We start from the raw sequence: 11,923 nt of genomic DNA on the forward strand, positions 1-11,923 counted from the left end.
GTGAGTGGAAAATATGCCCTATTCTAATGACTTTCGCGGCGGGTTCCGGCAAGGCACACCCAGCCGTCATGTTCGCGCCAAACCGAAATGTCGATCCAGGGCGCGTAAGCGCCTGCCACTTCGAGTGCCTGACGCGCGAGAATGCCCGACAGCGCGAGGCGTCCGCCCGGTTTCACCTTCGACGCGAGCATCGACGCCATCAGTTTGAGCGGGTTCGACAGAATATTCGCGACGACGATATCGAACTCGCCGGCAGGGCAATCGGCCGGCAATCCGTAGGTGACCTCTGCATGATTGCGCTCGCTGTTGTAGCGCGCGGAATCGACCGCTTGCGGGTCGATATCGATGCCGACCACTGGGTTCGCGCCGCACTTCTTCGCGAGAATCGCGAGAATGCCGGAGCCGCAGCCGTAGTCGAGCAGCGACTGACCGGGCGTCACCGTTTCTTCGAGCCATTCCATGCAAAGCCGCGTGGTCGGATGGCTACCGGTGCCGAACGCGAGGCCCGGATCGAGCTCGAGCACGAGCGCGTCCGGATCGGGTGCGTCATGCCACGACGGCACGACCCAGATCCGCTTGCCGATATGAATCGGGTCGAACTGCGATTGCGTGAGCCGCACCCAGTCCTGTTCTTCGACGTCGCGAACCGTAAACGGCGGCGTCGGCGCGAGGCCGAGTTCATTGGCTGCGGCCGCGAGCAGCACGCCAGGCTCGTGTTCGGCCGCGAGCAGCGCGACCACGCGCGAGTGCTGCCACGCGGTGCGCTCGGGCGTGAGCCCCGGTTCGCCGAACAGCGGCTGCTCGGCGGGCGTATCGGCGTCCGCGTCTTCGACAGAGACGGACAGCGCGCCCAACTCGAGCAGCGCGTCGGACAGGCTTTCCGCGTGCTCGCGCGCGAGTTCGACGACCAGTTCCCGATAGCTCATCGGCTTATGCTTCTTCCGGCGCGACCTGCTGCTTTGCGGCGAGCCGGTTTTCGAGGTAATGAATGCTCGTGCCGCCCTCGACGAACTTCGCATCGAGCATCAGTTCGCGGTGCAACGGAATGTTGGTCTGAATGCCTTCGACCACCATCTCGGAGAGCGCGATGCGCATCCGCTTGATCGCCTGCTCGCGCGTCGCGCCGTAGGCGATCAGCTTGCCGATCATCGAATCGTAGTTCGGCGGCACGAAGTAGCCGTTGTACGCATGCGAATCGACGCGGATACCGGGGCCGCCCGGCATATGCCACGACGTGAGCCGACCCGGCGACGGGATGAACTTGAACGGGTCTTCGGCGTTGATCCGGCATTCGATCGCGTGGCCGCGGAACTGAATGTCGCGCTGGCGGAACGCGAGCTTTTCGCCGGCCGCGATGCGGATCTGCTCCTGCACGATGTCGATGCCGGTAATCAGTTCAGTGACCGGATGCTCGACCTGCACGCGCGTGTTCATCTCGATGAAGTAGAACTCGCCGTTCTCGTAGAGGAACTCGAACGTGCCCGCGCCTAGATAGCCCATCTTCTTGCACGCGTCCGCGCAGCGGTCGCCGATGCGATCAATCAGCCGCCGCGCGATACCGGGCGCCGGCGCTTCCTCGATCACCTTCTGGTGGCGGCGCTGCATCGAGCAGTCGCGTTCGCCGAGCCAGATCGCGTTCTTGTACGAATCCGCGAGCACCTGAATTTCGATGTGGCGCGGGTTCTCGAGGAACTTCTCCATATAGACCTGCGGGTTGCCGAACGCGCGGCCCGCTTCTTCACGCGTCATATTGACCGCGTTGACGAGCGCAGCCTCGGTGTGCACGACGCGCATCCCTCGTCCGCCGCCGCCGCCCGCTGCCTTGATGATGACCGGATAGCCGACCGAGCGCGCCATCTTGACGATCTCTTTCGGGTCGTCGGGCAGCGCGCCCTCGGAACCGGGCACGCAGGGCACGCCGGTCTTGATCATCGTCTGCTTGGCCGAGACCTTGTCGCCCATCAGGCGGATCGTCTCGGGGCGCGGGCCGATAAAGACGAAGCCCGACTGCTCGACGCGCTCGGCGAAGTCCGCGTTTTCGGACAGGAAGCCGTAGCCGGGGTGAATCGCTTCGGCGTCGGTCACTTCGGCCGCGCTGATCAGCGCCGGCATATTCAGATAGCTGAGGTTCGACGGCGCCGGGCCGATACAGACCGCCTCGTCCGCGAGCTTCACGTACTTGGCTTCCTTATCGGCTTCCGAATAGACGACGACTGTCTTGACACCCAGCTCGCGGCACGCGCGCTGCACGCGGAGCGCGATCTCGCCGCGATTGGCAATGAGGATTTTTTCAAACATAGCGGATATTCGACTCGCGTCAGCCGATCACGAAGAGCGGCTGGCCGTATTCGACGGCCTGCCCGTTTTCGACGAGGATTTCCTTGATCACGCCGGCGAGATCGGATTCGATCTCGTTCAGAAGCTTCATTGCTTCGATGATGCAGATGGTCTGGCCTTCCTTGACCGTGTCGCCGACCTGCACGAACGGATCGGCGCCCGGCGACGGTGCGCGATAGAACGTGCCCACCATCGGCGAGGTCACGACATGCCCTTGCGGCGCCGCGGCAACGGGCGCCGACGGCGCGGCGGCCGCACCCTCGGCCACGCCCGCCGGATGAACGGGCGCGCCCACCGGAATCTGCGGCGCGTATTGGGCGGCAGGCGACTGCACGTAAACCGGCGGCGCATTCTTGACGATGCGCACCTTGCCTTCGCCCTCCGTGACTTCCAGCTCCGAAATACCGGATTCGGAGACGAGGTCGATCAGAGTCTTCAGTTTACGTAAATCCATGGGCATACCCCTTTCAATGCGTAGGTGCGCCGGCGCTCCCGCGAGCCAGCGCTCAATTCGTGTTCTGGGTTCAGGCGCGCGTCGTACCGGTGGCCGCCTGGGCGTTTGCCGGGGCTGATCCCTGAGCTGATCCCTGAGCAGACAAGCGGTCGAGCGCGAACTCGAGTGCGTACAGATAGCCTTTCCAGCCGAGACCGCAGATAACCCCCTCGGCAAGATCGGAGAAATACGAATGGTGCCGGAACGATTCGCGGCGATGCACGTTCGACAGGTGAATCTCGACGAACGGGATGCCAACGCCTGCCAACGCGTCCCGAATCGCGACGCTGGTATGAGTGTACGCAGCGGGGTTGATCAGGATGAAATCGGTCTTCTCGTTCCGCGCGGAATGGATGCGATCAATGAGCGCGCCTTCATGATTGCTCTGAAACGACGCGAATTCGACGCCGGCGTCCGCCGCGCGGTCCGCCAGCGCCTGGTCGATCTGCGGCAAGGTCACGCGGCCATAAACCTCGGGTTCCCGGGTGCCGAGAAGGTTGAGGTTGGGGCCGTGCAGAACCAGCAGTCGCGTCATGGTCGCTTCTATTTCCGTGGAATTCGCGGCACTTTAGCGCTGTTTAGAGAAATTTGTCTAGTTTCTCGAACGCCCGGACGGATGCCGTCGCAGCAGCCGGAAGCACATAGGAGCACAACTTCTCTCAATTTCAGTCGATTGGTGCATAAATCGCACGGTTCCGACCTCAATTAAACGTCGACAAATTGTCCTGCGTCAGAGCGCGTCGAGCGTGGCTTTCAGCTCATTTGGCTGAATCTGGCCCAATTTTGTCGACCGAACGACACCTTTTGCGTCAATCACGACCGTGTAAGGCAACGCGCCCGCGTTGTTGCCGAATGCGCGCGCGAGGTCGGCGCCGCCGAAGCCGATCACGTAGATCGGATAGTCAACATGCACCTTCTGTAGAAACGCTTTGACGTTTTTGTCGGAGTCCACGCCGAGGCCGACGAACTCGACGCCTTTTTTCGCGTATTCGCGATGCAGCTGGCTCAACGAGGGCATTTCCTCGACGCACGGTCCGCACCACGACGCCCAGAAGTTGATGACGACCGGGTGGCCTTTGAACAGGCTCAACGACTGCGGTTTGCCGTCCGCGTTCGTAACCGCCGCCGACCAGAGCTGGTCGACGGGGCTCGCCGGCGGGGCGGCGGGCGTTGCCGCGTGCGCGACCTCGGTCAGCGATTGACCGAATATCCAGTGACTGGCCGCCGCGCCCCCCGCGGCCGCGACGACCGCGACTGCAACTGCCGCCAGAATCCGCTTCGTGTTCATCTTTGGTCTGTTCAATTAGTAGAGGAGGCGGCGTCGCTTTCGGCGAGCAACGCCTGGACCGCCTGGACGCCCGCGCGTGCGGTCCGGCCGCGCGCATCGGCGCGCACCGCGCCGCGCAGGTCGTCGGTGCCGTAGAGCGCGACGTGGATGCCGACCGGCTCCGCGTCGCGTCCCGCCGCCCCGCTGGGACGCCACAGGAAGCTCAGCGTCTCGACATAGCCGCGTCCGGCGAAATGCCGGGTTTCCGAAACGTCGTACTGCACGTTCTCATTCAGCAGATAAATCGCGACTTCTTTCGGGTTGTCGCAAAACGCCTGCAGGTGAATATCCGAGTGCTCGCCCGCCGTGCCGCCGAGCACCGCGCCGGTCAGATACGGGTTGAACGGGGCGAGGCGCAACATCCAGTCGAGCGCGATTTCGCGGAGGCGGCGCAGCACCGCGGGCTGCGTGTCGCCCTGAAACAGCGACTGATACTCGCGGATTTCTTCTTCGATCTGGTCGTTATCAGGCAGCCAATCGCCGGAAACGCGCGTCTCCCCGACGACTTGCCGCGCTGCTTTACGCTTGGCCGTCGAATAGTCGAGACCGTCTTCCGCGATCATCCTCGCGGCGGCGATGGCGATTTCCTCGCGCACGCGCGTCGGGTCGAAATGTAGTTTGCGGACCATCAGCTAATCATACTAGAGAATACGTGGCGGTCTGCCTTGCGGCGGCCCTCCGGCCAAGGCGGCGGCGCTTGCCGGTGCACGCTGGCGCATGCCGGCCATGGTCGGCACACCGCGCCGCGAGGGCTCTGGGCGGCGCGGGTCGTCGGGTACAATAGCGGCCTTTGCAAGGACCGCTCTATGCACATCCACATTCTCGGTATCTGCGGCACGTTCATGGGTGGTCTCGCGGTGCTGGCGCGCAGCGCGGGTCATAAGGTCACCGGCTGCGATGCCGGCGTCTATCCGCCGATGAGCACGCAGCTCGAAGCACAAGGCATCGGGCTTATCGAGGGTTACGGCGTGGAGCAGGTCGATCTGAAGCCCGATCTGTTCGTGATCGGCAATGTGGTGTCGCGCGGCAATCCGCTGATGGAAGCGATTCTCGACCGCGGCCTGCCGTATATGTCGGGCCCGCAGTGGCTCGGCGAACACGTGCTCAACGGCAAATGGGTGCTCGCGGTGGCCGGCACGCACGGCAAGACCACGACGAGCTCGATGCTCACGTGGCTGCTTGAAGACGCCGGCATGAACCCGGGCTTTCTGATCGGCGGCGTGCCGCTTAACTTTGGCGTGTCCGCGCGGCTTACCGATTCAAGCTTCTTCGTGATCGAAGCCGACGAGTACGACACGGCGTTCTTCGACAAGCGCTCGAAGTTCGTCCATTACCGGCCGCGCACCGCGGTGCTCAACAATCTCGAGTTCGATCACGCTGACATCTTCCCCGATCTCGCCGCGATCGAGACGCAGTTTCACCATCTCGTGCGCACCATTCCCGGTATTGGCCGCATCGTCACGAACGGCCGCGAGGCCGCGCTCGAGCGTGTGCTCACGCGCGGCTGCTGGAGCGAGGTCGAGCGGTTCGGCGTCGAAGGCGGCTGGCAGGCGCTTGCTGCCGAAGACGGCGTGCCCGTCGACGAGCAGTTCGCGGTGTACCAGCAGGGCGAGCGCGTGGGCGTGGTCGACTGGCAGGTGCAGGGCGAGCACAACCGCATGAACGCGCTTGCGGCGATCGCGGCCGCGCGCCACGTCGGCGTGCCGCCTGCGCAGGCCGCGCAGTCGCTCGCGGGCTTTCGCAATGTGAAGCGCCGCATGGAAGTGCGCGGCAGCGTCGACGGCGTGACCGTCTACGACGACTTCGCGCACCATCCGACCGCGATTGATACGACGATTGCCGGCCTGCGCACGCGCGTCGGCCGTGGTGAACACGGAAAACGCACGCGCATTCTCGCCGTACTCGAACCGCGCTCGAACACAATGAAGCTCGGCGTCATGAAGGCGCAATTGCCGGCAAGCCTCGCCGACGCGGATCTGGTATTCGGCTATGGCGCTTTGAGCGGCCGCGACGCGCTCGGCTGGGATCTGGCGGAAGCGCTCGCGCCGCTCGGCGACAAGGCGCGCGCGTTCAACGATATCGACGCACTCGTCAAAGCGGTGCTTGACGCCGCGCAGCCGGGCGACCACGTGCTCGTGATGAGCAATGGCGGCTTCGGCGGCGTGCATCAGAAGCTGCTCGATGCGCTGTCGACGAGGCCGGCGGTGCTTGCGCGAGGCGTCGCGTGATTCTTTACCTGCACGGATTCCGCTCGTCGCCGCAGTCGTTCAAGGCGCGCCTTCTCGGCGAGCGCCTCGCGGCGCTTGGCCGCAGCGACGAATGGTGCTGCCCGCAACTGCCGGTGTCGCCGCTCGAAACGATCGCGCTGGCCGAGTCGCTTGCTCATGTGGGAAGTGACGCGCGGGTTAATTCACGAGTTGATTCAAATACGGCCCCGGACAACGCCGCGCACCCCGAGCGCGTCGTCGTGATCGGCAGCTCGCTCGGCGGCTTCTTCGCGACGTATCTTGCCGAAAAGCACGGCTGGCCGGCGGTGCTGCTCAATCCGGCGGTCGTGCCGCAGCGCGACCTGTCTGCGTATCTTGGCGAGCAGCCGCGCGTACACGGCGGCGGCAGTATCGTCGTGCAAGCGCATCACCTTGACGAGATGCGTGCGCTCGCCGTCACATCGGTCACGCGCCCCGAACGCTATTATCTGTTTGCGGCCACCGGCGACGAGGTGCTCGATTACCGCGAGATGCTCGCGCACTATCCGGCGGCACGAACGAAACTGATCGAAGGCAGCGATCATTCGATCAGCGAGTTCGCGGACTACGTCGACGATGTGCTCGCGTTTTGCGATAGCGCCGCGGCCGTCCCGCCTGCGCCGAACCCGAAGGCCGCGCCTCGCGAGGGCGCCGCGACGAAGTAGGCGCGCGGTTTGCGCGCCGAGGTTGCGTTCCGCGGATATCGTCCGCAGCTGCGCATTTCGCGGCCGGTTCGCGCACAATTCGCACCCAGTTGGCAGACAGTTAACAGATCATCATTTCCACGAATAGGCAGCAGCCGAGCGCGGCGCCATGCCAGATACACAAGGCGCGCACGCAACCGGATGCATGCAAACGCGGCGGCCCATGGCGGTCGACGCAAGTCAGAACGAGAGTATTGAGTGAACGTTTTCTTTGAGGAATCGGGCAGTTTCAAGGCAGGCAGCGTGTTGTCGAAGCAGGGCGACGCGTTCCAGGTCGAGTTGCCGGGCGGCCGGCGCGCGAAAGTGCGCGCCAAAGACGTGCTGATCGAATTCGACAAGCCGGCCGCCGGCGAACTGATGGAACAGGCCGACGCGGCCGCGCAGCAGATCGATCTCGACTTTCTGTGGGAATGTGCACCGGAGGACGAATTTCCGTTCGCGACGCTCGGTGCCGAATACTTCGGCGCCACCTTCGGTCCGATCGAGCGCGCGGCGCTCGTGCTGCGCATGCATAGCTCGCCGGTCTACTTCCGCCGCAAGGGCCGCGGTCAGTATCAGCGCGCGCCGCAGGAGCAATTGCAGATGGCGCTCGCGTCGCTCGAACGCAAACGTCAGCAGGCGCTCGTGCAGTCGGGTTACGAAGACGAGCTGAAAGAGGGCCGTCTGCCCGAAGCGTTCGCCGGCAAGGCGCTTGCGCTGCTCACAAAGCCCGACAAGAACTCGATCGAGTACAAGGCGCTCGAAGCGGCGGCGGCTCATCGCGGCGTGTCGCCGGCACGGCTCATGCTCGACTGCGGCGGCATTCCGTCGGCGCGCGCGCTGCATGAGGCGCGCTTTTTGTCCGAATTTTTCCCGCATGGCACGGGTTTTCCGCCGGTTACGCCGGGCGCGCTGCCCGACGATCTGCCCGAAGCCGAGGTTCAGGCGTTCTCGATCGACGACGTCACGACAACCGAAATCGACGATGCGTTCTCGGTCGAACATCTCGCCGATGGGCGCGTGCGGATCGGCGTGCATATCGCGGCGCCGGCGCTCGGCATTGCGCGCGGCGACACGGTCGACGCGATCGCGCGCGCGCGTCTGTCGACGGTCTATATGCCCGGCGACAAGATCACGATGCTGCCCGATGGTGTGGTCGATGTGTTCACGCTCGCCGAAGGCGGCATGCGGCCGGCGCTGTCTCTCTATAGCATCGTGAACCGCGAGACGCAGGAGATCGTCGCGAGCGAAACGCGCGCCGAGCTCGTGTTCGTGAAGTCCAACCTGCGGCACAACACGCTCGACGAAGTCGTCACCGAAGACGCGCTTGCCGCGGGCACCGGAGACTATCCGCACAAGGACGACATCGCCGTGCTGTGGCCGTTCGCGCAGGCGCTGTTCGAAAAGCGCCAGGTGATGCGCGCGAGCTTTGGCCTCAGGCGCGAAGTACAGCGCAATACCGATTTCAATTTCTACGTCGAAGGCGAGCATGTGACGATCACGCCGCGCCGGCGCGGCTCGCCGCTCGATCTGATCGTCGCGGAACTCGCGATTCTCGCGAACTCGACGTGGGGTGCGTTCCTGCACGATCACGGCGTGCCCGGCATCTACCGCTCGCAGCGCGCGTTCGGCGCGCCGACCGGCCCGAAGCGCACGCGCATGCAAACAACGGCCGCGCCGCATGAAGGGCTCGGCGTCGCGCAGTACGCGTGGAGCACGTCGCCGCTGCGGCGCTATGTCGACCTCGTCAACCAGTGGCAACTGATCGCGTGTGTGCAGCATGGGGTGACCGCGAAGCTCGCCGCGCCGTTCAAGCCGAAGGACGCGGACCTGTTCGCGGTCGTGCAGGGCTTCGACGATACGTACACCGCGTACGCCGACCATCAGCGCCGCATGGAGTATTTCTGGTGCCTGCGCTGGATCAAGCAGGAAGGGCGGAAGCAGATCGTCGCATCGGTGGTGAAGGGCGACCTCGTGCGGTTCGAGGAAGTGCCGCTGCTGCTGCACGTACCGGGGCTCGGCGTGCATGCGCGCGGCACGCGCGTGCTGCTCGAGGTGATGTCGATCGATGAGCTGACGATCGAAGCATCGGTGCGCCTGCTGCATGTGCTCGATGCGCCGACCGTGACGAGCGGCAACGAAGCTGAAGAAGCCGATGAGAACGAAGGCGACGAGGAAATCATCGACGCCGCCGATGAGTCCGCGGAAAGCGAAGCCGAGGCACAAGCGGAAGCGGATCTCGACGGCGCGGCGTCGTCCGAAGGCGGCGACGCTTCTGCCGCCGAGGGCTCCGCGCAAAACGACGCCGGACACGATGGCGACGCGGCGAACGCCGATGCGGCCGGTTCCGATTCGCATCACGAGACGGAGCCGGGCCGATGAGCGCGTCTTCGGTCCCGGTCTCCCGTTCGCGTGATCAATACGCGGTGATCGGCAATCCGATCGCGCACAGCAAGTCGCCGTTTATTCACGCGCGCTTTGCCGAACAAACCGGCGAGCCGGTCGAATACGGCCGGCTGCTCGCGCCGGTCGATGCGTTCGTGCCGCACGTGCGCGAATTCATCGAGGCGGGCGGTCGCGGCCTCAACGTGACGGTGCCGTTCAAGCTCGACGCGCATGCATTGGCCGACACGTTGTCGCCGCGCGCGGCGGCCGCGGGCGCGGTGAACACGCTGCGCTTCGACAAGGCGGGCATCTACGGCGACAACACCGACGGCTTCGGACTCGTGCGCGATATCGAAGTGAACCTCGGCGTATCGCTGGCGGGCGCGCGCGTGCTGCTGCTCGGCGCCGGCGGCGCGGCGCGCGGCGTCGTGCTGCCGATGCTCGAGCGTGCGCCGCGCGTGCTGACGATCGTCAATCGCACGGCGGCGAAGGCCGATGCATTGGTCGCGCAGTTCGCGCGGGCTGCTAGCGACGCGGGCTGCGGTCTGACGGGCGGCGGTGCGCAGGCGATCGAGCCCGGCGCATACGACGTGATCGTCAACGCAACCGCCGGGAGCCTCGATGGCGCGCTGCCGGAATGCGACGACCGTGCGTTTGGTGCAGAGACGCTTGCCTACGACATGATGTACGGCGCGCAGCCGACCGTCTTCATGCAGCACGCGCGCACGCTCGGTGCACGCGCGGCCGATGGACTCGGCATGCTGGTCGAACAGGCGGCCGAGTCGTTTTACGTGTGGCGCGGTGTGCGGCCCGATGGCGCGCCGGTGCTCGCGGAATTGCGCAAGCAGCTTGCCGCGCCGGCGGGCGCTTAGCAGCAGCTGGGCGCTTGCGTCGCGAGCAGGTTGCCTTCCGGGGTTGCCATCCGACGACATTCTCTAAAGGCGAACGGCGTTGAGCATAGCGGACAACATGAGAACACCGAAGCGCTCGAAAGCAGGCGCGAAGGCAGGAGCGAGCGTCAAGGCGATCACCGCGGGCCGTTGGGCGGCGTACGCGGTGGCCGTGTTCGCGTTCTCATGGTTTGCGATTCAGGCGTTCTACTTCGCGCAGATCGCACTGTGGAATTACGTGAACCCGCAATCAACAGCGTTCATGCGTTCCGACGCATGGCGTCTCGCACAAGACCGGCCCGATCTGTCGATCCAGCACACGTGGGTGCCATATGACCAGATTTCGCGCAATCTGAAGCGCGCGATCATCGCGTCCGAAGACGCGAATTTCGTCAACAACAACGGCTACGAAACCGACGCGATCCTGCAAGCGTGGGAGAGGAACAAGGCGCGCGGCAAGATCGTCGCGGGCGGCTCGACGATCACGCAGCAGCTTGCGCGCAATCTGTTCCTGTCGCGCGAAAAGAGCTATATCCGCAAAGGGCAGGAGCTCATCATCACGTGGATGCTCGAGACGCTGATGGACAAGGAGCGGATCTTCGAGATCTATCTGAATTCGGTCGAATGGGGTAACGGCGTCTACGGCGCCGAAGCGGCGGCGCGCTACTACTACAAGACCACGGCGGCGAAGCTTTCCGCCGGTCAGGCGGCGCGGCTCGCGGTCATGCTGCCGCGCCCGAAGTACTTTGACGAGCACCGCAATTCGGGGTATCTGACGCAGCGCGCCCGCGTCATCGCGCGACGCATGGGGGCGGCGGAATTGCCGGATTGACTGCTTGACGGATGGGGCTTGCCGTTTAGGTTTCCGCCTCTCGCGACAAAATAAAACGGCAACTGCGCGTCCAATGCAGTTGCCGTTTTTTGCTTTGCGGCCAGGAATAGATGCCGGTTCAGCGGAAATAATAGGTCAGGCCGACCGTGAAACTATTATTGGTTCTTTTTGTTCCATTCGAATTCGACTGGTCGGCTGTCCATTCGCCGCTGATATGGATATTTTTGTAAATCGCGTATTCGATGCCGAGTCCGCCATGAAGCCGTGTATCCGGCCATGCTGACGTAAAGCCGATGCGCGCGTACGGCATGACCTTATTGAACGGCACGCCGATGCGGAGATCGAGGCCGCCGTCGTCTTTGGTCGTCGATCCGCCGTGCAGATCGGCGAAGACTTCGGCGCCGAGCACGACAGGTCCGACGTCGAAGCCGTAGCCGGCCATCGCACCGAAAAACCCGGTGCCGTGCGTGCTTTTGTTGACGACGCCGGATGCGTCCGACCAGTTGCCACCGACTTTGATGCCGGCATAGGGGCCGGCGAACTCCGAGTGCACTGTCTGAGCAGCGGCGGATTGCGAATCAGGCGATTGAGGCGGTGTTTGAGCGTGCGCGACGCCCGCAAGCGCGGCGAAGGTAAAGGCGGCCAACCAGAGTTTAATTGAAGTCATCTCGGAAATGAAAAGTTCGCTGTTTGCTTTTGATTTTCTTCATTTCGGGAAACGAAGAAAATC

The 11,923-nt window shown here is 64.2% G+C and carries 12 protein-coding genes; 5 read left to right on the forward strand and 7 right to left on the reverse strand.

Annotated elements, in window-relative coordinates; genetic code table 11:
* Window positions 1-23: 23 nt before the first annotated feature.
* The 6 genes from prmA to KZJ38_RS04110 form a co-directional block, all read right to left on the reverse strand.
* Window positions 24-926, reverse strand: coding sequence for a 50S ribosomal protein L11 methyltransferase (gene prmA, locus KZJ38_RS04085; RefSeq protein ID WP_219798891.1), 903 nt, complete (start codon window positions 924-926; stop codon window positions 24-26).
* A gap of 4 nt (window positions 927-930) precedes the next feature.
* Entirely contained in the window at window positions 931-2,298 is a 1,368-nt protein-coding gene (accC, locus tag KZJ38_RS04090) for an acetyl-CoA carboxylase biotin carboxylase subunit (protein ID WP_219798892.1), read from the reverse strand.
* 19 nt (window positions 2,299-2,317) lie between these two features.
* Window positions 2,318-2,791: an acetyl-CoA carboxylase biotin carboxyl carrier protein gene (gene accB, locus KZJ38_RS04095; RefSeq protein WP_219798893.1), complete on the reverse strand. Its 474-nt coding sequence runs from the start codon at window positions 2,789-2,791 to the stop codon at window positions 2,318-2,320.
* 70 nt (window positions 2,792-2,861) lie between these two features.
* Window positions 2,862-3,365, reverse strand: coding sequence for a type II 3-dehydroquinate dehydratase (aroQ, locus tag KZJ38_RS04100; protein ID WP_219798894.1), 504 nt, complete (start codon window positions 3,363-3,365; stop codon window positions 2,862-2,864).
* Between the two features lie 195 nt (window positions 3,366-3,560).
* Entirely contained in the window at window positions 3,561-4,118 is a 558-nt protein-coding gene (locus KZJ38_RS04105) for a TlpA family protein disulfide reductase (protein WP_219798895.1), read from the reverse strand.
* A gap of 11 nt (window positions 4,119-4,129) precedes the next feature.
* Entirely contained in the window at window positions 4,130-4,786 is a 657-nt protein-coding gene (locus KZJ38_RS04110) for a UDP-N-acetylmuramate--alanine ligase (RefSeq protein ID WP_219798896.1), read from the reverse strand.
* 177 nt (window positions 4,787-4,963) lie between these two features.
* On the opposite strand from KZJ38_RS04110, the gene mpl reads away from it, so the two are divergent.
* The 5 genes from mpl (at window position 4,964) to mtgA (ending at window position 11,193) form a co-directional block, all read left to right on the forward strand.
* Window positions 4,964-6,385: a UDP-N-acetylmuramate:L-alanyl-gamma-D-glutamyl-meso-diaminopimelate ligase gene (gene mpl, locus KZJ38_RS04115; protein WP_219798897.1), complete on the forward strand. Its 1,422-nt coding sequence runs from the start codon at window positions 4,964-4,966 to the stop codon at window positions 6,383-6,385.
* Complete coding sequence (locus KZJ38_RS04120; protein ID WP_219798898.1) at window positions 6,382-7,068, forward strand: YqiA/YcfP family alpha/beta fold hydrolase; 687 nt, start codon at window positions 6,382-6,384, stop codon at window positions 7,066-7,068. The genes mpl and KZJ38_RS04120 overlap by 4 nt, the downstream gene beginning before the upstream one ends.
* A gap of 237 nt (window positions 7,069-7,305) precedes the next feature.
* Entirely contained in the window at window positions 7,306-9,468 is a 2,163-nt protein-coding gene (locus KZJ38_RS04125; RefSeq protein WP_219798899.1) for a ribonuclease catalytic domain-containing protein, read from the forward strand.
* Entirely contained in the window at window positions 9,465-10,343 is an 879-nt protein-coding gene (gene aroE, locus KZJ38_RS04130) for a shikimate dehydrogenase (RefSeq protein WP_219798900.1), read from the forward strand. Before KZJ38_RS04125 ends, aroE begins: the two co-directional genes overlap by 4 nt.
* Before the next feature lie 97 nt (window positions 10,344-10,440).
* Window positions 10,441-11,193, forward strand: a complete 753-nt coding sequence (gene mtgA, locus KZJ38_RS04135; protein ID WP_219798901.1) for a monofunctional biosynthetic peptidoglycan transglycosylase — start codon at window positions 10,441-10,443, stop codon at window positions 11,191-11,193.
* A 118-nt stretch (window positions 11,194-11,311) separates the two neighbouring features.
* Here mtgA and KZJ38_RS04140 read toward each other — a convergent pair whose 3' ends face one another.
* Window positions 11,312-11,860, reverse strand: a complete 549-nt coding sequence (locus KZJ38_RS04140) for an outer membrane beta-barrel protein (RefSeq protein WP_219798902.1) — start codon at window positions 11,858-11,860, stop codon at window positions 11,312-11,314.
* Window positions 11,861-11,923: the final 63 nt, after the last annotated feature.

The sequence above is a fragment of the Paraburkholderia edwinii genome, from assembly GCF_019428685.1.
GTDB lineage: Bacteria > Pseudomonadota > Gammaproteobacteria > Burkholderiales > Burkholderiaceae > Paraburkholderia > Paraburkholderia edwinii.

What these genes read in the sequence shown, in the direction of transcription:
- KZJ38_RS04140 (WP_219798902.1), bottom strand. Translation starts at nt 11,860, where the DNA reads ATGACTTCAATTAAACTCTGGTTGGCCGCCTTTACCTTCGCCGCGCTT.
- accC (WP_219798892.1), bottom strand. Translation starts at nt 2,298, where the DNA reads ATGTTTGAAAAAATCCTCATTGCCAATCGCGGCGAGATCGCGCTCCGC.
- mpl (WP_219798897.1), top strand. Translation starts at nt 4,964, where the DNA reads ATGCACATCCACATTCTCGGTATCTGCGGCACGTTCATGGGTGGTCTC.
- mtgA (WP_219798901.1), top strand. Translation starts at nt 10,441, where the DNA reads ATGAGAACACCGAAGCGCTCGAAAGCAGGCGCGAAGGCAGGAGCGAGC.
- aroQ (WP_219798894.1), bottom strand. Translation starts at nt 3,365, where the DNA reads ATGACGCGACTGCTGGTTCTGCACGGCCCCAACCTCAACCTTCTCGGC.
- KZJ38_RS04110 (WP_219798896.1), bottom strand. Translation starts at nt 4,786, where the DNA reads ATGGTCCGCAAACTACATTTCGACCCGACGCGCGTGCGCGAGGAAATC.
- accB (WP_219798893.1), bottom strand. Translation starts at nt 2,791, where the DNA reads ATGGATTTACGTAAACTGAAGACTCTGATCGACCTCGTCTCCGAATCC.
- KZJ38_RS04105 (WP_219798895.1), bottom strand. Translation starts at nt 4,118, where the DNA reads ATGAACACGAAGCGGATTCTGGCGGCAGTTGCAGTCGCGGTCGTCGCG.
- prmA (WP_219798891.1), bottom strand. Translation starts at nt 926, where the DNA reads ATGAGCTATCGGGAACTGGTCGTCGAACTCGCGCGCGAGCACGCGGAA.
- aroE (WP_219798900.1), top strand. Translation starts at nt 9,465, where the DNA reads ATGAGCGCGTCTTCGGTCCCGGTCTCCCGTTCGCGTGATCAATACGCG.